The following is an 18,911-nucleotide window of genomic DNA, read 5'->3' on the forward strand; positions in this document are numbered from 1 at the left end:
GAGAAGCGTCTGGCGCCTCAGAACCAGCTGACGGTCTTGTCGGCGGCCTCGGTCAAGGCGACGAAACCGTCGACGTCGACCACGATGACGTTCTCCGCGCAGCGTCCCAGCAGGCCGCGGGACTCGAGGTCTTCGCGCAACGCGAACAGCCGCCCCTCAAGCCCGGCAAGGTGCTGCTCGGCGTTGTCGAGGGCACCATTGACGCCATCCTCGATCAACAGCAGCTGGTCTTCCGGGCCCATGGCATTGAGCACATCGTCATGGATGCGGCTGGAGAACGGCGAACAATTGAGTAGATGTAGATTCATGCAATTATCCAGGCAGGGGAAGCTGGGACTGCCACTGGCCATCAATCAAGAGATATCAATGACATGGCATCAGGAAACTGATGCGAGCATATCAGTCGCCAGCGTTGGCGGCAGTGACGTGTCAGAAGCTCAGCACGCGCGAGAACGCGGTGGTCAGCGCGACCACCTCGTCGTGCTCGAGCAGCGTGACCGGCAACAGCGTGACATCCTGCGCTGTCAGGCCCCGTGCGCGCAGCGCCGCCGCATCGACGTAGCAGCGCTCGACGTCATACATCTCAAGCGCCGCCAGCAGGTTGTCACTGCCCTTCTGCCCCAGCGGCCCGACCTGCTGCCCTTCCAGCAGCGCCATCACGCCATCGCCGGTGAACAGCAGCCCGACCTCGCGCCCGAAGGCCGCCGCGACCATCGCCGCCTCCAGTCCCTCGCGCAGCCAGCTGCTGCCATGCGGGCCATGGCGCAGCATGACCAGCAGATCACCGGCGGCTATCCCGGCGTCATCGCCTGCCAGGGGTGCCGTCATCACATCGCTCATGGTCTGCTCCTCACTCGATAAGTGACATCATCATCAGTGACGACAAGAAATGACGTCATGCAAAGGTGATCAGGTGGTCATTGTCCAGCGTCGCCTCGACCAGCTGGCCCAGCCCCGTCAGCTCGAACGGCGCCTCGAGGGTATGCCCCTGCTTGCCATGCCGCGCCGCTTCGCGCTCATCGAGCATGCCGCGTCTCAGGCCCGCCGCGACACACACCTGCAGGCGGGTGGCGTGATTCTCGGCAAGCGACAGCCAGCGATCGCGCAGATGCGGCTCGTCCTGGGGCGGTGCCATCATGTTGGCGGCGTTGTAGACGCCATCGTGATAGAAGAACACCGTGGTCAGCTGATGGCCGCGCGCCAGCAGGGCGTCGGCAAAGCGCAGCGCCGAATGGCTGGCCTGCTGGCTGTAGGGGCCGCCGTAGACGGCCAGAGCATAACGCATGCGAACCTCGTGTGACTGCTCATGAATGGGCGCCATTCTAGCGCGAGTCACGCCACCTGACACCCGAACGCAAACGACCCCGCCGAGGCGGGGTCGTTTGCAGGTCTCATGCTCCTTCGCTTGACGATCAATCGTCGGAAGCGAAGCCCAGCAGGGCCAGCAGGCTGACGAACATGTTGTAGATGGAGACGTACAGGCTCACCGTCGCCAGCAGGTAGTTGGTCTGCCCGCCGTGGATGATCTGGCTGGTCTCGAACAGGATCGCCGCGGAGGCGAACAGCACGAAGCCGGCGGAGACAGCCAGTGCCAGGCCGCTGATGTTGAAGATCATCGCTGCCAGCATCGCCAGAATCAGCACGATGGCGCCGGCGAACAGGAAGTTGCCCAGGAACGAGAAGTCCTTGCGCGTCACAAGTGCCACCGCGGACAGGCCGGCGAAGGTGATGCCGGTCATGCCGAGCGCGGTCATCACCAGCTGGCCACCGTTGGGCAGGCTCAGGTAGGCATTCAGTACCGGGCCGAGCGTGAAGCCCATGAAGCCGGTGAAGGCGAAGGTCGCGAAGATGCCGGCGGTGGAGTTCGCGGTCTTGTGGACCAGGAACATCAGGCCGTAGGCACCGATCAGCAGCACGAAGATGTTCATGCGGCCGACGCCCATGCTCATCGCCACGCCAGCGGTCAGCGCGGAGAACAGCAGCGTCATTGCCAGCATCATGTAAGTGTTGCGCAGTACCTTGTGAGTACTGAGCGAGCGGCTCGCGGTATCCTGCGAGACCTGCCAGGAGCTGTTAGCCATGGTGTCTATCCTCAGGTTGCTACGATGGATTCATCGATTTGACCCCAGCATGCCCTCAGGGGTTTGCCTAATCAAGAGACAGAACGATGAAAAGCCCTATTGAGGCAACCATCCGGCGCGTGCAAGGCAACGACATCGTCAGTCTCCGCAGCCATTGTGGCATGTGCGACCTTTCAAGCATCTGAACGACAAGGAAATTTACGCTAAGCCCTTGACCCTGACTGAAAAATCCGTAGTATTTCATCCCGTGAGTCGGAGGGATGGCAGAGCGGTTGAATGCACCGGTCTTGAAAACCGGCGTAGGTTAATAGCCTACCCAGGGTTCGAATCCCTGTCCCTCCACCACCTTGATTCCGAAAGCCCCGTCTACCTCAGGTAGGCGGGGCTTTTTCGTGGCCTGACACATGACCTGATTCATGGTCTGGTGCCAGCAGGCGGCTCCGGCGGCCTCACCCCGGCGCCATCCTGCTGCAAGTGATTGTCCGCGATGGCTTTTCCGAAGATTTTTCTTCGCCTACCTCTTGCTATTCTCATCAGGTTCGGTAATATTTCGCTCCGTGAGTCGGAGGGATGGCAGAGCGGTTGAATGCACCGGTCTTGAAAACCGGCGTAGGTTAATAGCCTACCCAGGGTTCGAATCCCTGTCCCTCCACCACCTTGAATTCCGAAAGCCCCGTCTACTTCAGGTAGGCGGGGCTTTTTCATTGTTGCCGCGCAGCGCCCATCGCCGCCACTTCGCTACCCTGTCTGAGCAGCGATGGCCAATGATGCGCCGGGCCGTCAGCGGACTTTCGGCTACAGTGAGCATCACTGCGCCAGACATTCCTTGCCGCAGAATGTGCGCTTGCCCCTCCCCCTTTAGACAAGTCGAGACACCATGCCATTTTCTGCCCTTGGTTTGAGCGATTCCATCGTCAAGGCCGTCACCGAGCAAGGCTACCAGACCCCGACTCCCATCCAGGAGAAGGCGATCCCCGTCGTGCTGGCCGGTGACAACCTGATCGCCGCCGCCCAGACGGGTACCGGCAAGACGGCAAGCTTCGTGCTGCCCATCCTGCAGACCCTGCAGCAGGCGCCCAAGGTACGCGCCAAGCGCGTACATGCCGTCATCCTGACGCCGACGCGGGAGCTGGCGATTCAGGTCGAAGACAACATCCAGCACTACTCCAGGTATCTGGAAGTCAGCTCCATGGCGATGTATGGCGGCGTGGAGATCGAACCCCAGCAACAGCGTCTGATCGAGGGCGTGGACATCCTGGTGGCGACGCCCGGCCGCCTGCTGGACATGCTGACCCGCCGCGCGATCCACCTCGACGAGACACGCACCCTCGTCATCGACGAAGCGGACCGCATGCTCGACATGGGCTTCATCGCCGACATCAACAAGATCGTCGAGAAGCTGCCCAGGGATCGCCAGAACCTGCTGTTCTCAGCCACGCTCTCGGCCCAGGTGCGCGTGCTCGCCAAGACCGCAGTGACGGACGCCGTCGAGATCATGGTCGCACCGGAGAACGTCACCGCGCCGGATATCAGCCAGTATCTGATCACGGTCGACAAGGAGTTCAAGTCCGCCCTTCTGAGCCACCTGATTCACGAGAAGCAGTGGCAGCAGGCGCTGATCTTCATCGAGACCAAGCGCGGCGCCGCCAAGCTGGTGAGTCAGCTGGAGAAGCGTGACATCGCCGCCGAGTCCTTCCACAGCGGTCGCAGCCAGGCAATGCGCGAGCAGCTGCTGGCCGACTTCAAGGCCGGCACCATCAAGTATCTCGTGGCCACCGGCGTTGCCGCGCGGGGCATCGACATCGATGACCTGCAGCGCGTGGTCAACTATGACCTGCCGGACGCCGCCGAGGATTATGTCCACCGCATCGGACGTACCGGTCGCGCCGGAGCCAGCGGTGAAGCCATCTCGCTGGTCTCGCGTGATGACTTCCGCAACCTGTGCGCCATCGAGCAGCACCTGGGCTACTTCGTGACGCGCGAAGCCGTGGAAGGCTTTGCGCCCAAGCTCGCGGTACCGGCCTCGAACAGCGACTACGCCCCCAAGCCCGCAAACAAGAGCCGTCGTCGCCAGCCCAACCGCCGCTGACACCTCTCAGGGCAAGCCTGATGCCCCCCCCCCTCGCGCAGACCTGATAACGCCCTGACACACGCACGCCCCCGGAGACAGGAATGTCATTCTCCGGGGGCGTGCTGGGTTGTATACCAAGCTTTGTTCGCAAATCTCTATGCACGAAGCTCTGTGCACAAAACTCTGCGCGCAGTGAATTGCGCTCAGTTGATGGCGGCGATGCCCGGCCCACCCACGGGGCCCAGCTGGGTGTCACTGACGAAGCCATTGCCGCCGTCCTGCTTGGCGCGGAACAGATTGACGTCGGCCTTGGCGATCAGGCCTTCCAGATCCTTGTCGCCGGACTGACGCTGGGCGACACCGATCGACAGATTGACATCCAGACTGTTGAGGCCGTCATTGATGACGAACGGCAATGCCGAGGCGCCCTTGCACAGGCGCTCCGCCACCTGATCGACGCGCTCGCCATGCAGCCCCGGGCACAGCAGCACGAACTCCTCGCCGCCATAGCGCCCGACCAGGTCCTCCCCGCGCAGGATGCTGCGCATGCGCCGCACCAGCTCCTTGAGTACCTGATCGCCGGCCTGGCGACCCCAGGTCTCGTTGATCAGCGCCAGATGGTCGACATCCACCATCATCACGCTCAGCGCCCCGTTGTTGATCAACATGCCACGCCCGCTGTCGACCAGCTCGGCGCGACTCAGGGCGCCGGTCAGCGCATCGAAGCGCCCCCCCGTCTCGAAACGCTGCTGCAGGCGCTCCACCGACCAGCCCATCTGCACCAGCACCAGCGTGAAGAAGATGGTCAAGACGCCCAGATTGATGATGCGAAATGCCAGCATCCAGCCGGCGGGCAGCGGATTGGTCGGCCCTTCCAGCATCAGGATGATGTAGGCCAGCAGCGGCATGCTCAGGCATGCGGCGCACAGAAGAACGCGCCGCATGAACGACATGCGGATCGAGTAGATGCACAGCAAGGCGCCGAAGTAGAAGTAGTCGAACCCGGCCTCCGAGCCGAAATAGCGCAACGAGAAGCTGATCTGCGCGCAGGTGCCCAGCGCCATCAGCGTGGCCGCCAGGGCTTCTCGGCGAGCACGGTGCAGCTGCAGACAGACCAGATCGACGATCAGCATCGCCAGATTCAGCGCCAGAATGCCCATCTCGCCCAGCCACAACAGCAGGATGGCGTAGAGCAGATGGCAGCTGACCGCCAGCACGTAGACCACGTTGAAGGTGGCATGAAAGGTCTTCTCATCCGCCGTGAGTCCGGGCGGAAATTGCTCGAATCGTCGCAGAAAGCCCGCGAGATGAGGATGTGGGCTGGCCATGTAGTCACCTCCTTGTCGCTGGCCACAATCGGTGGCCAGGCGCTGTCACGGACAAATTGGCCTGACATCAACAGAATACGATATTGATGAGTCCAAACACGACGCCCCCATTACACGCAGTGCAATGGGGGCGTCGTAGTGTGTGAAGCGCAGGCGCAGGCCCTGACACAGATTCAGGCTCAGACACGGGCTCAGCTCAGTGCAGTCGCAGGCCGACCTTGGTGATGCGATTGCCTTCCACCTCGTTCACCACCCAGTGGATGCCATGCCAGTCGACATCGTCGCCGACCACCGGCACCCCGCCGACTCGCCGGGTGATGAATTCGGCGATGGTCAGGTGGTGCTCGCCCTGGGAGAGCGTCAAGCCGTAGACATCGGCGATATCCTGCATGTTGGCATCGCCTTCCAGCGTGAAGGTCCCGAAGAAGGCGCGTTGCTCGTGCTGCAGACTCTCGCCATTGAACATGCGATTGAGGCTCGGCACATCACACGAGCGCCCCACCACGCACAGCACATCCTGCTGATGCAGGCAGGTGCTGCCCTTGGGGTGGATCAACACCTTGTTGCGGAACAGCGCCCCGACCTTGGCCCCCGACGGGAAGCGCAGCATGCGCAGCGCCACGCCTTCCAGCGCCGTGTTGTCGACGCGATAGACCAGCATCTCGTAGTCATTGACCGGCATGATGCCGAGCAGGTTGCGGCGACTGGGCTGTGCGCCCGGTGGCACCACCACCCTCAGCTTGCGCGCCATCGGCGCCAGCGACGAGCCCTGCACCAGCAGCGAGATGATGACCACGAAGAAGGCGACATTGAAGTAGAGACCGGCATTCTCGACCCCGGTGATCACCGGGAAGATCGCCAGCACGATCGGCACCGCCCCTCGCAGCCCGACCCAGCTTATGAACCACAGCTCGCGCCAGCGGAAGCGGAAGAACGGCTTGAGACACAGGATGACCGCCAGCGGGCGCACCACCAGAATCAGCGCCACGCTGAGGATGGCGGCCGGCAGCGCGAACTGCAGCATGGTCGAGGGCGAAACCAGCAGGCCCAGCATCAGGAACAGCACGATCTGCGAGAGATGCGCCAGACCATCATGCACCGGCAGGATGTGCTCCAGATGCCGGCCGGGGTGATTGCCGATCATCAGGCCGCACAGATAGATGGCGAGGAAACCGCTGCCGCCCATCTCGTTGGTGGTGGCGAACAGGCTCAGGCCCAGCGCCAGTGCCAGCAGCGAATAGAGGCCGGGCGCGAGGTCCAGATAGCGCATCAGACGGGCGATCAGCCAGCCGCCGGCGATGCCCATGGCGGCGCCGACACCGAACTGCAGCAGGAAGCTCATGATGCCCGACGCGACACCGGAGAGCTGACCGGTCAGGATCTCGGCCAGCGTGATGGTCAGGAAGATCGCCATCGGGTCGTTGGTGCCGGACTCGATTTCCAGCGTCGCACCGACACGCTCATTGAGGTGAACGCCCTGACCGCCCAGCAGCGAGAAGACCGCCGCGGCATCGGTGGAGCCGACGATGGCCCCGACCAGCAGGCCTTCGATCAGGGTGAGATCAAACAGCCACATGGCCAGAAGGCCCACCAGGCCGCTGGTCATGAAGACCCCGACGGTGGCCAGCACCAGTGCCGGTTTCAGGCCGGCACGAAACGTGGACAGCCGCGTGCGCAGGCCGCCATCGAGCAGGATGAGCGCCAGCGCCAGGTTACCGATCATGTAAGCGGATGAGGCGTCGTCGAACTGGATGCCCAGTACGCCATCTTCACCCGCCAGCATGCCAAGGCCGAGGAACAGCAGTAGCAGCGGCATGCCAAGACGCGCCGAGACGCGGCTGGCCAACACGCTCAAGGCGATCAGCGTGCCTGCCAGCAAGAAATAATAATTCAGGTTCTCTACCACGAGTGCTCCCCCGCCAAGCCCTACATCAGATCTCGAGTGACGTCCATGACGACTCACCCACAGTATTCCATGTCAGCGATGGGGCTGCAGAGAAATTTCACACCTTTCATGTACTTGCAGCGTGCAGCACGCGGATTTCACGCCAGGCTGCGCGGCGAGACCCAGGCAGGGGCTGCCGCAAGCTCAGCATAGGACCGCGGACCGAAGGCCTCCATCGCCCACAACAGCGCACGACACAGCTCACGCTGGCCATCGAGATCGATCATGCGCCCATGGCGCGAATAGCCCTTCATGAAGGCCTGACGCTGCTCCGGCGTTTCCAGCAGCAACTCCACCAGCGCCCAGTCGAACTCGATCGGCGCCCACACCAGCGCCTCCCAATCGCTCCATACCCAGCCGGTGGCGGCGCATAGATATTGATCGGCGCGCATGTCCGGCAGACACCACACCGCGCGAGTCGGCGCCGGGAAGGTGCGCTTGAGCAGCGTGCCAAGCTCCGCACGACGTGGGTGATGGGCGAGAAAGCGCGTGACGCGGGTATTCCAGTGCAACAGCGGCATCGGCTGCGCCAGCGGCTGACCGAAGCCCGACACCGTATCCTGATGCAGGCGACCGAGCTGGTCGCCCAGCAGCTCACAGAAGGTGATGCTGAGATCACTCGGCTGCCCGCTGGACCACGGCAGGTGCCAGATGGGCGCGCCATCGAGACGCCCGAGAAAGGTCAGGGGCAGTGGCGGAATCGGCAGGCGCGCGGGCAAGGCGCCCGCCAGTCGCGTCAGCCCCTCCGGCGTCGCCCAGCGATCGGCGCCGAAGACCCCGCGCATGGCGCGCCAGAAGGGGTCATGGTCTGGCCCGGTGCGCGCCAGCTTGATGAGGCCGGGCGTGCCGCCACGCTGGCGCCATAGCCAGTTGGCGCTATCCGGCCAGGCGAGCGCCAGCGGCTCGAGCGGTTGACCCAGATAGGTCGAGAGCCGGCGGGTCAGTGACTCCTCGGGCCAGCCCCTGGGCACGGGACGCGGCTCGCCCACGGCCTCAGCCGTGCTCGGCCGCTGCGGGGGAACGGGATAACTGGAACAGGTCGAGAGATCCGGTGTGTCGGGCATGATGATCTCCTTGGGCTACACGTCTTGTTACAGTAATCCTCAGCATACCCAAGGCGTGGCACATCGGCATAGTCCGTTTCGCACGCCACCTCTGCCCTGCCCACCTGACCCGCCCCCCGACCCGCGTCGGACAAGACACCGGCAAGACAGTGACGTTACACTGTCGGCCTGGATGGGGGTGCCCGAGGATGGGCTGAGAGCCGCAGCGATACGTCGCGCGACAACCCCTGGAACCTGATCCGGTTGATACCGGCGGAGGGAATCCCCGACGCGTGCCCTGCACGGCGCGTCACCTGCTTCCTCCTGCCGGCACGCCGCCTGACCACGGAATTGCCTGTGTCGCTGGGACTCACCCTCAACAACGCACGAATCGATTACACCGGCCACACGCTGTTCCGCGATATCTCCGCGCGTCTGGAAGCCGGTAGCTGGACGGCACTGCTGGGGCGCTCCGGCTGCGGCAAAAGTTCGCTGCTGCGCCTGCTGGCCGGCCTGGAGATGTCAGACCTCCACCAGCTCGACCTCGCCACCGATGACGGTCAGCCGCTGACCGACCGCGTCGCCTGGATGGCGCAGCAGGACCTGCTGCTGCCGTGGCGGCGCGTCATCGACAACCTGTGGCTGGGCGATGACCTGCGCCGGCGGCCGCGCAATCGCAAGCTTGCCCATGAGCTTCTGGCCGCGGTCGGGCTTGAGGGCCGTGAGCAGGCCTGGCCGGACGCCCTCTCCGGCGGTCAGCGCCAGCGCGTCGCCCTCGCCCGCACGCTCTACCAGCAGGCGCCGGTCGTGATGATGGACGAGCCGTTCTCGGCGGTGGATGCCATCACCCGTCTGGAGCTGCATGATCTGGCCAGCCGCCTGCTCAAGGGCCGCACCGTCCTGATGGTGACCCATGACCCGCTGGAGGCATTGCGCCTCGCCGATCAACTGCTGGTGCTGCGCCCCTCGAGCCTCCCGGGCCACGGCGCCGAGCTGGAACGCCTGCCGGGGCTTGGCGCCGCACGCCCGGTGCCGCTGGATGACCCGGCCCTGCCACCGGCGCAGGCGCAACTGATCGCCCGCCTGCGCGATAGCGAGGAGGCCGCATGAAACGTCTGCACGCCATGCGTCACCTCGTCATCAGCGCGCTGCTCCTGCTGGGGCTTTGGCAGCTGATCATTGCCGTTACCGCCGTACCGCCCTACATTCTGCCCACGCCGCAGGCCGTGCTCGAGGTGCTGATCCAGAAGGCGCCGCTGCTGGCCCATCACGCTGGCGTCACCATCAGCGAGATACTGGCCGGGCTGGTGCTGGGCATTCTGCTCGGCCTTGCCACCGCGCTGGCGCTGGCCTTCATTCCCCGCCTGCGCCGCACGCTGCTGCCGCTGCTGCTGATCAGCCAGGTGATACCGCTGTTCGCGATCGCGCCGCTGCTGGTGCTGTGGCTCGGCTATGACATGCTGTCCAAGGTGGTGATGGCGACACTGATCATCTATTTCCCGGTCGCCTCCACCGGCTACGACGGCCTGCGCCAGACCCGACAGGGCTGGCTGGATCTTGCCCATACCCTGGGTGCCAGCCCGTGGCGCCGACTGATCCATATCCAGCTGCCCGCCGCGCTGCCGGCACTGGCCTCCGGCATACGCATGGCCGCGACCGCCGCCCCCATCGGCGCCGTCATCGGGGAATGGGCCGGTGCCAGTCAGGGGCTGGGCTATCTGATGCTCAACGCCAACGCGCGCATGGAAATCGACCTGATGTTCGCCGCCCTGCTGGTGCTGGTCGCCTTCTCCCTGCTGCTCTATTTCTCTCTGGACGCGCTGCTGCGCGCCCTGATGCCCTGGCACCGCGACCGGCTGACACGTCTGAGCTGACACGCCGGGGCTTCGAGTAACTACCGCAAGACCGCAAGATCGCGTAACCGAAAGACGCAACCACGCTCGACACAAATTGCATGAGCCTGACGACTGCCGCCCACGAACGGCAGCACCACTACCCTGTGATCACAAGGAACTCCGCCATGTCTCTTTCGTCATCGGCGCCACGGCGCAAAGCACAGCCGACACGTTCACCACGTGCCTCGCTGCTGTCCACCGCCTTCGCCACCCTGCTGACCACGCTGTGCCTGAGCAGCCTGCCAGCCACCGCCATGTCGGCCCACGCCGCCGAGGCAGAACCCGCCACCAGCACCCAGTCAGCGCCGGAAATCGTCGCTCAGCAGGCCGAGGTCGGAGTGAACGGTGACTCGGCCGCCTCGGCGCCGGTGGCAAGCCAGGAAGCCGTCGAAGCGACCGCCGGCGCCGCCGAGCAGGCCAAGAACGGTGCTGAACCGGCCGCGGATGCCCCGACAGCTGCCAGCGACGAACAGAGCGCTGATGCTGACTCGAAGGACGTCGCCGAGGACAACTCCAAGGGCGCTGCCACCGCTGAGCAGCCATTGACGCAGTTCAAGGTCATGCTCGACTGGTACACCAACCCCGGTCACGCCCCGCTGGTGCTGGCGCAGGAGCTGGGTCTGTTCAAGAAGCACGGCCTTGATGTCGAGCTGATCGCCCCCGCCGACCCGAGCGTGCCGCCCAAGCTGGCCGCCGCCGAGCGCGTCGACATCGCCATCAGCTATCAGCCGCAACTGCACCTGCAGATCGATCAGGGCCTGCCGCTGGTACGTATCGGCACCCTGGTCGCCACGCCGCTGAATGTGGTGGTGGTGCGCGCCGACAGCGACATCCAGTCGATCGCCGACCTCAAGGGCAAGCGGGTCGGCTACTCGGTGGGCGGCGTCGAGGAAGTGCTGCTCTCCACCATGCTGCAGCACAGCGGCCTGACGCTGGATGACATCACGCTGACCAACGTCAACTTCTCGCTGACGCCGTCACTGCTGACGCGCAAGGTCGATGCCGTCACCGGCGCCTTCCGCAACTTCGAGCTGGCCCAGATGGCCCAGGAAGGCGTCAAGGGCCGCGCCTTCTACATCGAGGAAGAAGGCGTGCCGACCTATGACGAGCTGATCTTCGTCGCCAACAGCGACAGCTACGAGCGCAAGCAGGCCCAGTATGCCGGCTTCCTCGCCGCCGTCGGCGAAGCCACCGCCTGGATCATCAACCACCCGGACCAGGGCTGGGAGATGTTCCGCGACTCCGACCCGGCACTGGATACCGAGCTCAACAAGGAAGCCTGGTACGCCACCCTGCCGCGCTTCGCGCTGCGTCCTGCCGCGCTGGATGCCGGCCGCTACCGTGACTTCGAGGACTTCCTGTTCGAGCGCGGCATGATCAAGAAGCGCCAGTCACTGAGCCACCTGGCCGTCGACGTCAACGCGCCCTGATACGTTGAGCGCCCAGAGCTCTTGAAACGCTGAGCGCTTGCGCGTCTTCCATGCAAAACGCCCTGTCGGAGATTCCGACAGGGCGTTTTGGGTTCAGGACCGGCTCACTCTCGCCGTCTTGTGCCTATTTGACAAGCGCTAGCGGCGTGCCAGGCGACGCGACAGCCACAGGATCTGCAGCGGCTGAATCACCAGCGCGATCATCAGCACCGCGACCAGCAGCGGCATGCCTTCCAGCGCGCCGCTCGGCGTGCTGACCAGCAGTCCGGCGCCCACATAGCTGCCGGCGGCAGAACTCAGATGCTGCACGGCACTCTGGGTGCTGGTGAAGGCTGCCCGCTCGTGGTCGGCGGGAATGAAGCTGTTGAGCGTATTCTGGGTCACACGCCGCGCCGACGAGAACAGCATGTAGGCGCCAAAACCGATCCAGATCAGCGACGGTCCCGGCGAATGCAGCAGGAAGGCCCAGCCGACCAGCGCCGTCATCAGGCAGGTGATGGTGCCCGGCCAGACACAGCCATAGCGATCACACAACCGTCCCGTCAGCTGCATGCCGACCAGCGACAGCCCGCCACCGATCATGTAGAGCCCACCGAGATCCTCGCGCGGCAGGCCCAGATTGAACAGCAGATAGCTTGCCAGGTTGGGAATCACCAGGAAGTTGCTGAACATCGCCGTGGCGATCAGCGCCAGCCCCAGGCGATGATCGGGCTGGGCCAGGATGTTCAGGATCGTGGTGCCCTTGCGGCTGCGCTGACGTGTCTCGGGGTTATCGAGATGGCCGCGGATCGGCGGCAGTATCCAGGCCAGCAGCCCGCACACCAGCAGCGCCAACAGCGCCACGGCGCGAAATGGCGCCTGCCAGCCGAAGCCCTGCGACAGCCACAGCGCAAACGGCAGCCCCAGCACCGAGGCCACCGAGAAGGCGCCCATCACCAGGCCCATGGCACGCCCCCGGCGTACCCCCGGCACCACGTCGATCACGATGGCCAGCGCCGTCGCCGCCGCCGGACCACCGAACAGTCCGCCCAGCATGCGCGCCGCCAGCAGGGTCTCGAAGTCGGTGGCGAAGCTGGCGATCAGGTGACAGAGCGCCGCGCCGAACAGGAAGCCCAGCACTGCCCAGCGGCGATCGAAGCGATCGGCGTGTCGCGTCCACAGCAGGGTACCCACCGCGGCAGCCAGCGGATAACTGCCGACGATATAGCCGAGGTGATCCAGCGGAATGCCCAGCGAGGTGGCAAAGTCGGGGCCCAGCGCCATCACCATGGTGAAGCCCATGATGACGGCGAACTGCAGCAGGGTGACCAGCGCCACCACCAGGCGCTCGTGGGTGGTCACGGGCGGGATGACCCGCTCGCTCGCGGCAGGCTGACGATTTTCGGAGTGACGGCTCGGCGTACTCAAGCGCGTGCGACGCGATCAAGAAACGTCACCACCGCCTGCTGGAACTCGCTGGCACGCTCGGCGTGCAGCCAATGGCCGGCCTCCAGCGAGTCGTCTTCCAGCGCAGGGAAGTGCTCGCGCATCGTCGCCAGGCCCTCGGCCTGCACGTAGTTGGAACGCGAGCCCCACAGCAGCAATGCCGGCAGCTCGACCGGCCCCTGGCCGTGCGGCGCCTCGACGATCTGCGGGTAGCCCGCCGCGATATGGTCCAGCCCGACGCGCCAGCCCATGGCGCCATCGTCGAGACGCACCAGATTGGTGGCGAGGAACTGGCGGATGGCCGGGGTATCGACATGCTGCGCCATCACCGTGTCGGCCTCCTTGCGTGAGGCCGGGCGCGCGTCACGCACCGCCTCGAAGGCGGCAAAGATATCGTCATGCCCGTGGCCATAGGCAACCGGCGCGATATCGGCGACCAGCAGGCTGCGCAGACGCTCGGGCGCCTCGAGCGCGACCTGCATGGCGACCTTGCCGCCCATCGAGTGGCCCAGCAGGTCACAGCGCTCGATGGCGAGGCGGTCGAGCAGCGCGATGACATCCGCGGCCTGCTCGGGGTAGCTCATGCCGGCCACGTGCGGGCTGCGGCCGTGGTTGCGCAGATCCACCGCGATCACGCGGCGCGTCCGCGACCATGACTTGATATGCGAACGCCAGTTGTCGGCACTGCCGAACAGGCCGTGAAGAATGACCAGCGGCATCGCGTCCTGCTGGCTCGTTGTCTGTTCCTCGGCGCCATCACGAGCATCGCTCTCGTGGTAATAAAGCTCGACCGTTGTGCTCATCATCATCTCCATGGACGCTAGACAGACCGTTACGCTCCCCGTGGCTCAGGCGCAGTAGCTCAGGCGCGGTAGCTCAGGCTCAGTGGCGTGGCTCAGTGGCGTGGCTCGGCGGCAGCCGGCTCGCGGGGAGCGCCTATGTTAGCAAACTATCAAGCGCGCGGCGGCTCCGTCCTCGACGCCTCAGCGCGGGCTGGCTTCCAGATAGACCTTGACCGCCTGCCACAGCGGGCTGCGGTAACGCTCCGGGTGCCACAGCATCGAGAAGCGCCGCTTCAGGTTGAGCTGGGGCGTGGCCAGCACCACCAGCTCGCCACGCGCGATCTCGGCCGCCACCGACAGGTGCGACAGACACCCCAGCCCCAGCCCGGCGAACACGGCCTGCTTGATGGCCTCGTGCTGGCCCAGCTCCATGCGCACCTTGAGGCGCTCGATCCGCCCGTGCAGTGCACGCTCGAAGACCGCCCGCGTGCCCGAGCCCCCCTCGCGCAGAATCCAGTCGGCCGCGGCAAGGTCCTCATCGCTGAGCGCCACGCCACGCACGGCCAGCGGATGGCTCGGCGGCGCCACCACCACCAGCTCATCCTCGCGCCAGGTCTGGCTCATCAGGCGCGGCGCATGGCAGTCACCCTCGATCAGGCCGAGCTCGGCGTCATAGTTGAGCACCGCCTCCACCACCTGATGGGTATTGCGCAGGCGCAGATTGAGCTCGGTGCCCGGATGTTCGCGCATGAAGGCCCCCGCCAGCCCCGGCAACAACCAGGTGCCGATGGTGGCGCTGGCGGCGATTTCCAGCTCGCCACGCAGGTTGCCATCCACCACGCCGGGCTCACGCGCCTCCAGCTCCAGCGCGTGGGTCTGCTCCAGCAATTGCTCGGCGCGCGCCAACAGGCGGCGGCCATTGGCGTTCAGGGCCAGGCGGCGGCCGAGGCGCTCGAACAGCTGCACCTCGAGATGACGCTCAAGCTCGGACAGCCCCTGACTCGCCGCCGATTGCGACAGGCCGATCTCGCGCGCCGCGGCACTGACGGAGCCATGGCGGGTCACCGCCACGAACACTTGCAACTGGCGCAGCGTGATGTGGATCTGCATATCGGTTTTTCCGGTATGTAATAAAAGAATAATCGACTAACTGCCGAATAATATTCCCGAATAGACTAATCATCAAACCAGAGACACTAAGCAAGCGACGCAGGCTCAAGCGCCCTTGCCGATGACACCGTGCACCACACGCCAGCGCACGACCCATAACAAGACAGGCCACGTTCCGCACGGGATAGGCCACCTTCCTCAAGGAGAATGCTCATGGACGCACAGACCCTGACTCCCCCCGCCACTGCCGAGCGCTTGCGCCGCATGTTGCCGGGCCTTGCCCTGTGTGGCGGCCTGACCCTGGTGGGACTGGCACTGCATTCCATTCCGGCGCTGGCCTCCACCGGCATCAGCCCGCTGGTCTTCGCCCTGCTGTGCGGTATCGTGGTCGGCAACCTGCCGATCACCAGTCGGCACGCCGCAGCGCTCTCCCCGGGGCTGCATATCGCGACCAAGAAGCTGCTGCGTCTCGGCATCATCCTGTTCGGCCTCTCCATCACCCTGCAGCAGATTCTCGGCCTGGGCTGGAGCGTCGTCTTCCTCGATGTGCTGGTGATCACCGCGGTGCTGAGCAGCGGCTACTTCATCGGCACGCGCTGGCTGGGACTGGACCGCGACACCGCACTGCTGACCAGTGCCGGTTCCGCCATCTGTGGCGCTGCGGCGGTACTGGCGACCGAATCGATGATCAAGGCACGCCCGGCGGCCACCGCCATGGCCGTCGCCACGGTGGTACTGTTCGGCTCGCTGGCGATGCTGGTCTACCCGCTGCTCTACCCGCTGAGCGGCATGCATGAAGGCCTGTTCGGCATCTATATCGGCTCCACCATCCACGAGGTCGCTCAGGTCGTGGCCGCCGGTGAAGCGGTCGGCCCGGATGCCCTGGCCAATGCGCTGATCGTCAAGTTGATGCGCGTGATGATGCTGGTACCCTTCCTGCTGCTGTTGCCGAAACTGTGGGCCATGCGTGCCCGCACCGAAGGTGATGACCGCGAAACCGGCGGCAGCATGACGATTCCGTGGTTCGCGCTGGGCTTCATCGCCATGGCCGGCATCAACAGCACCGGCGCGATCCCGGCGGCAGTGCACTCAAGCCTCTCTACTCTCGGCAGCGTGGCACTGACCATGGCCATGGCGGGCCTGGGCGTCGAGACTCGCATCGATCGTCTGCGCTCACTGGGCATGAAGCCTTTCCTGCTCGCGCTGATCCTGTTCACGCTGTTGATCGTCGGTGGCTTTGGCGCCAATCTGCTGCTGATGGGCTAGTCCACAGCACGGCAGTGATTGATTGCCACAATGACTTTGGTAGTACGGCTCAATTGGCAAACCCGGGCAGGCTCAAGCACAATGGCGGTCATCCATTACTCACCGGCAGTGCCGGCGCCATTTTCTCGGCCCACCCAGTACGGGCTGAACGAGAGTCACGAACCTTAGGAGAGTCTCATGCTTGCAGTCATTTTCGGTCGTCCGGGTTGCCCTTTCTGTGTCCGCGCCAAGGACCTCGCGGAAGAGCTCACCGCCAAGCGCGATGATTTCGACTTCCGCTACATCGACATCCATGCAGAAGGCATCAGCAAGGCCGACATGGAAAAGACCATCGGCAAGCCGGTCGAGACCGTGCCGCAGATCTTCATCGATCAGACCCACATCGGTGGCTTCACCGAGTTCAACCAGTACGTGCAGGACGAAGCTCTGATGCCGCAGGCCTGATCGCCGCCATCAGCTGCATCACTGCTGAAGCCCTCGCCATTGGCGGGGGCTTTTTTGTGCCTGCGTCACCGCCTCCCACCCTTGGTCACGACACTCACTCGCACCACAACGCTGTGCGCAAGGTCGCGTCTTGCGCACCTTGCCGCTTGCGACAAAAGGAGGGGGCAGCGACAATCGCTGCCTTCTCCGCCCGTGTATGCACAAGGACACGCACATGAACATGTTGATGGAAGGCGCCGTGCTGCTGGGGTGCGCGGTGGTTGCCGTGCCACTTTTCCAGCGTCTGGGCCTCGGCTCCATCCTGGGCTATCTGGCCATCGGGGTACTGCTGGGTCCGTCGTTGATCGGCTTCATCTCGGAGCCTGGCGAAGTGCTGCACTTCGCCGAATTCGGGGTCGTCATGCTGCTGTTCATGATCGGACTGGAACTGGAACCCAAGCGTCTGTGGAACATGCGCCTCAAGCTTGCGGGCCTGGGCAGCGCCCAGATGCTGCTGTGCGGCGCCCTGCTCACCCCTGTCGGCCTGTGGCTGGGGCTGGAATTGCCCACCGCCGTGTTGCTGGGCCTGATTCTGGCGCTGTCCTCTACCGCCTTTGCGCTGCAGGTATTGAGCGAGAATCAGCAGCTGGCGACGCCGCACGGCCAGTCGACCTTCGCCATCCTGCTGTTCCAGGACCTGGCGGTGATCCCGCTGCTGGCCCTGATGCCGCTGTTCGCTGACAACTTCGATGCCTCCACCGGCACCAACTGGATCGGCATCGCCAAGGGCATCGGCATGATCGCGGCGGTCATCATCGTCGGGCGCCTTGTCGTGCCGCGCCTGCTCAAGATGGTCGCGCGCAGCGAGATCCACGAGATCTTCACCGCCGCGGCCTTGTTCGTGGTGATCAGCACGGCGCTGCTGATGGAATGGGTGGGGCTGTCCATGGCCCTGGGCGCCTTCCTGGCCGGGGTGCTGCTGGCCGATACCGTCTACCGTCACGAGCTGGAAGCCAACATCGAGCCCTTCAAGGGGCTGCTGCTGGGGCTGTTCTTCATGGCCGTGGGCATGTCGGTCGACGTGTCGCTGGTGATGGAGCGTCCGCTGACCGTCCTGGCGCTGACGCTGGCGCTGATGTTCGGCAAGGTCATCGTCATCACGCTGGTCGGACGCGTCGCACGCCTCAAGATGGCCGAGGCCCTGCCGCTGGCGGCGGTCCTGTCACAGGGTGGTGAGTTCGACTTCGTGCTGTTGACCGCCGGCATGGCCGCCGGCATCTTCGATCAGACCCTGACCAGCCTGGTAATCAGTGCGGTCACTCTGTCGATGGCTGCCACGCCCTTCCTCTATCGCTATGCCCGCCACCTCGGCGCCACCAGCGAAGCCAAGCGCCCCTATGACGAGGACTTCGGTGAGGAAACGCCGCAGGTGGTGATCGCCGGCTTCGGCCGCTTCGGCCAGATCAGCGCGCGCATGCTCAAGAGCCAGGGCATCAACTTCACCGCCCTTGACCCCAATATCACCCAGGTCGAATTCGTGCGTCAGTTCGGGTCGCGCATCTTCTACGCCGATGCCAGCCGCGCCGAATTGCTGCGGGCGGCGGGTGCCGAGCAGGCCAGGATCATGCTGGTGGCGGTCGATGATGCCGAGACCTCGACAGGCATCGTGCGCATGGTGCGCCATCAATTCCCGCACCTGAAGCTGTTCGTGCGTGCCCGTAACCGCCACCACGCCTGGGAGCTGATGGAACTGGGCGTGGAGCACGTGATTCGTGACACCTATGCCAGCAGCCTGGAGATGGGCGGAGAATTGCTGGTGGCGATGGGCTATCCCAGTGCTCGCGCAGCGGAAGTGGCGCGTGCGTTCCGGGAAATGGATGACAACATGCTCAAGCAGAACTACGAGCACCGCCACGACCAGAAAGCGCTCGTCAACAGCGAGCAGGCCGCCATGGTCGAGCTCAAGCGTCTGTTCCAGAACAATCAGGACTGACGTTGCACGACTCGCCAGAGCGCTCAGTCGCGCCTGAAAAGACACAAGGGCCGCCCCGGCAGGGGCGGCCCTTGTCGTTGGGGCACTCGGCAACACCTTGCGTGCAGACCCGCTTCCTC

17 protein-coding genes, 2 tRNA genes and 1 riboswitch are annotated in these 18,911 nt (G+C 64.7%); of the genes, 9 read left to right on the forward strand and 10 right to left on the reverse strand.

The window, feature by feature from the left end; genetic code table 11:
• Nucleotides 1–17 precede the first annotated feature (17 nt).
• The 4 genes from tusB to ACJJV2_RS11110 all read right to left on the reverse strand — a co-directional run bounded on the left by tusB (nt 18) and on the right by ACJJV2_RS11110 (nt 2,081).
• Nucleotides 18–308 carry a sulfurtransferase complex subunit TusB gene (tusB, locus tag ACJJV2_RS11095; protein ID WP_405280841.1) on the reverse strand — a complete coding sequence of 97 codons (291 nt, stop codon included), beginning with the start codon at nt 306–308 and terminating at the stop codon, nt 18–20.
• A 121-nt stretch (nt 309–429) separates the two neighbouring features.
• Nucleotides 430–840 (reverse strand): sulfurtransferase complex subunit TusC, encoded by a 411-nt coding sequence (gene tusC, locus ACJJV2_RS11100; RefSeq protein ID WP_240548730.1) that lies wholly within the window; start codon nt 838–840, stop codon nt 430–432.
• Between the two features lie 55 nt (nt 841–895).
• The gene (gene tusD, locus ACJJV2_RS11105; RefSeq protein WP_043335054.1) at nt 896–1,285 is read right to left on the reverse strand and encodes a sulfurtransferase complex subunit TusD; all 390 of its coding nucleotides are present in this window, start codon (nt 1,283–1,285) and stop codon (nt 896–898) included.
• A 127-nt stretch (nt 1,286–1,412) separates the two neighbouring features.
• Nucleotides 1,413–2,081, reverse strand: a complete 669-nt coding sequence (locus ACJJV2_RS11110; RefSeq protein ID WP_054557334.1) for a Bax inhibitor-1/YccA family protein — start codon at nt 2,079–2,081, stop codon at nt 1,413–1,415.
• 254 nt (nt 2,082–2,335) lie between these two features.
• Here ACJJV2_RS11110 and ACJJV2_RS11115 point away from each other — a divergent pair.
• The 3 genes from ACJJV2_RS11115 to ACJJV2_RS11125 all read left to right on the forward strand — a co-directional run bounded on the left by ACJJV2_RS11115 (nt 2,336) and on the right by ACJJV2_RS11125 (nt 4,170).
• Nucleotides 2,336–2,426, forward strand: a tRNA-Ser gene (locus tag ACJJV2_RS11115).
• A gap of 219 nt (nt 2,427–2,645) precedes the next feature.
• Nucleotides 2,646–2,736: transfer RNA gene (locus ACJJV2_RS11120), tRNA-Ser, on the forward strand.
• 222 nt (nt 2,737–2,958) lie between these two features.
• Nucleotides 2,959–4,170 (forward strand): DEAD/DEAH box helicase, encoded by a 1,212-nt coding sequence (locus ACJJV2_RS11125; protein ID WP_405280845.1) that lies wholly within the window; start codon nt 2,959–2,961, stop codon nt 4,168–4,170.
• 185 nt (nt 4,171–4,355) lie between these two features.
• Here the strand turns inward: ACJJV2_RS11125 and ACJJV2_RS11130 are convergent, their stop codons facing one another.
• The 3 genes from ACJJV2_RS11130 to ACJJV2_RS11140 form a co-directional block, all read right to left on the reverse strand.
• Complete coding sequence (locus tag ACJJV2_RS11130; protein WP_054557336.1) at nt 4,356–5,480, reverse strand: GGDEF domain-containing protein; 1,125 nt, start codon at nt 5,478–5,480, stop codon at nt 4,356–4,358.
• Nucleotides 5,481–5,676: 196 nt separating this feature from the next.
• Nucleotides 5,677–7,386 carry a potassium/proton antiporter gene (locus ACJJV2_RS11135; RefSeq protein ID WP_131431696.1) on the reverse strand — a complete coding sequence of 570 codons (1,710 nt, stop codon included), beginning with the start codon at nt 7,384–7,386 and terminating at the stop codon, nt 5,677–5,679.
• A gap of 137 nt (nt 7,387–7,523) precedes the next feature.
• Nucleotides 7,524–8,489 (reverse strand): hypothetical protein, encoded by a 966-nt coding sequence (locus ACJJV2_RS11140; protein ID WP_405280848.1) that lies wholly within the window; start codon nt 8,487–8,489, stop codon nt 7,524–7,526.
• A gap of 164 nt (nt 8,490–8,653) precedes the next feature.
• Nucleotides 8,654–8,767, forward strand: a riboswitch (TPP riboswitch).
• A gap of 58 nt (nt 8,768–8,825) precedes the next feature.
• Here ACJJV2_RS11140 and ACJJV2_RS11145 point away from each other — a divergent pair.
• The 3 genes from ACJJV2_RS11145 (at nt 8,826) to ACJJV2_RS11155 (ending at nt 11,793) form a co-directional block, all read left to right on the forward strand.
• Complete coding sequence (locus ACJJV2_RS11145; protein ID WP_405280851.1) at nt 8,826–9,578, forward strand: ABC transporter ATP-binding protein; 753 nt, start codon at nt 8,826–8,828, stop codon at nt 9,576–9,578.
• A complete protein-coding gene (locus ACJJV2_RS11150) occupies nt 9,575–10,342 on the forward strand; it encodes an ABC transporter permease (RefSeq protein WP_405280854.1) in 768 nt (255 codons plus the stop codon). Before ACJJV2_RS11145 ends, ACJJV2_RS11150 begins: the two co-directional genes overlap by 4 nt.
• Before the next feature lie 146 nt (nt 10,343–10,488).
• A complete protein-coding gene (locus ACJJV2_RS11155) occupies nt 10,489–11,793 on the forward strand; it encodes an ABC transporter substrate-binding protein (RefSeq protein ID WP_405280857.1) in 1,305 nt (434 codons plus the stop codon).
• A gap of 138 nt (nt 11,794–11,931) precedes the next feature.
• On the opposite strand, the gene ACJJV2_RS11160 is transcribed toward ACJJV2_RS11155, so the two are convergent.
• The 3 genes from ACJJV2_RS11160 to ACJJV2_RS11170 all read right to left on the reverse strand — a co-directional run bounded on the left by ACJJV2_RS11160 (nt 11,932) and on the right by ACJJV2_RS11170 (nt 15,110).
• A complete protein-coding gene (locus ACJJV2_RS11160; protein WP_215824181.1) occupies nt 11,932–13,200 on the reverse strand; it encodes an MFS transporter in 1,269 nt (422 codons plus the stop codon).
• On the reverse strand, nt 13,197–14,021 hold the full coding sequence (locus tag ACJJV2_RS11165; protein WP_405280861.1) for an alpha/beta fold hydrolase: 825 nt from the start codon (nt 14,019–14,021) through the stop codon (nt 13,197–13,199). Before ACJJV2_RS11165 ends, ACJJV2_RS11160 begins: the two co-directional genes overlap by 4 nt.
• A 180-nt stretch (nt 14,022–14,201) precedes the next feature.
• Complete coding sequence (locus ACJJV2_RS11170) at nt 14,202–15,110, reverse strand: LysR substrate-binding domain-containing protein (RefSeq protein WP_284727111.1); 909 nt, start codon at nt 15,108–15,110, stop codon at nt 14,202–14,204.
• Nucleotides 15,111–15,323: 213 nt separating this feature from the next.
• Here ACJJV2_RS11170 and ACJJV2_RS11175 point away from each other — a divergent pair, with 213 nt between their 5' ends.
• From ACJJV2_RS11175 to ACJJV2_RS11185, 3 genes are all read left to right on the forward strand, one after another.
• Complete coding sequence (locus ACJJV2_RS11175) at nt 15,324–16,376, forward strand: YeiH family protein (RefSeq protein WP_233593462.1); 1,053 nt, start codon at nt 15,324–15,326, stop codon at nt 16,374–16,376.
• A gap of 177 nt (nt 16,377–16,553) precedes the next feature.
• Complete coding sequence (locus tag ACJJV2_RS11180; protein ID WP_405280865.1) at nt 16,554–16,820, forward strand: GrxA family glutaredoxin; 267 nt, start codon at nt 16,554–16,556, stop codon at nt 16,818–16,820.
• A 214-nt stretch (nt 16,821–17,034) separates the two neighbouring features.
• Nucleotides 17,035–18,792, forward strand: coding sequence for a monovalent cation:proton antiporter-2 (CPA2) family protein (locus ACJJV2_RS11185; RefSeq protein WP_405280868.1), 1,758 nt, complete (start codon nt 17,035–17,037; stop codon nt 18,790–18,792).
• Nucleotides 18,793–18,911: the final 119 nt, after the last annotated feature.

Origin of the sequence: Cobetia sp. Ld8 (assembly GCF_045066615.1) — a bacterium.
Lineage (GTDB): Bacteria > Pseudomonadota > Gammaproteobacteria > Pseudomonadales > Halomonadaceae > Cobetia > Cobetia amphilecti.

What these genes read in the sequence shown, in the direction of transcription:
- ACJJV2_RS11150 (WP_405280854.1), top strand. Translation starts at nt 9,575, where the DNA reads ATGAAACGTCTGCACGCCATGCGTCACCTCGTCATCAGCGCGCTGCTC.
- ACJJV2_RS11180 (WP_405280865.1), top strand. Translation starts at nt 16,554, where the DNA reads ATGCTTGCAGTCATTTTCGGTCGTCCGGGTTGCCCTTTCTGTGTCCGC.
- ACJJV2_RS11170 (WP_284727111.1), bottom strand. Translation starts at nt 15,110, where the DNA reads ATGCAGATCCACATCACGCTGCGCCAGTTGCAAGTGTTCGTGGCGGTG.
- ACJJV2_RS11125 (WP_405280845.1), top strand. Translation starts at nt 2,959, where the DNA reads ATGCCATTTTCTGCCCTTGGTTTGAGCGATTCCATCGTCAAGGCCGTC.
- ACJJV2_RS11110 (WP_054557334.1), bottom strand. Translation starts at nt 2,081, where the DNA reads ATGGCTAACAGCTCCTGGCAGGTCTCGCAGGATACCGCGAGCCGCTCG.
- ACJJV2_RS11185 (WP_405280868.1), top strand. Translation starts at nt 17,035, where the DNA reads ATGAACATGTTGATGGAAGGCGCCGTGCTGCTGGGGTGCGCGGTGGTT.
- tusB (WP_405280841.1), bottom strand. Translation starts at nt 308, where the DNA reads ATGAATCTACATCTACTCAATTGTTCGCCGTTCTCCAGCCGCATCCAT.
- ACJJV2_RS11175 (WP_233593462.1), top strand. Translation starts at nt 15,324, where the DNA reads ATGGACGCACAGACCCTGACTCCCCCCGCCACTGCCGAGCGCTTGCGC.
- tusD (WP_043335054.1), bottom strand. Translation starts at nt 1,285, where the DNA reads ATGCGTTATGCTCTGGCCGTCTACGGCGGCCCCTACAGCCAGCAGGCC.
- ACJJV2_RS11130 (WP_054557336.1), bottom strand. Translation starts at nt 5,480, where the DNA reads ATGGCCAGCCCACATCCTCATCTCGCGGGCTTTCTGCGACGATTCGAG.
- tusC (WP_240548730.1), bottom strand. Translation starts at nt 840, where the DNA reads ATGAGCGATGTGATGACGGCACCCCTGGCAGGCGATGACGCCGGGATA.
- ACJJV2_RS11140 (WP_405280848.1), bottom strand. Translation starts at nt 8,489, where the DNA reads ATGCCCGACACACCGGATCTCTCGACCTGTTCCAGTTATCCCGTTCCC.
- ACJJV2_RS11165 (WP_405280861.1), bottom strand. Translation starts at nt 14,021, where the DNA reads ATGAGCACAACGGTCGAGCTTTATTACCACGAGAGCGATGCTCGTGAT.
- ACJJV2_RS11155 (WP_405280857.1), top strand. Translation starts at nt 10,489, where the DNA reads ATGTCTCTTTCGTCATCGGCGCCACGGCGCAAAGCACAGCCGACACGT.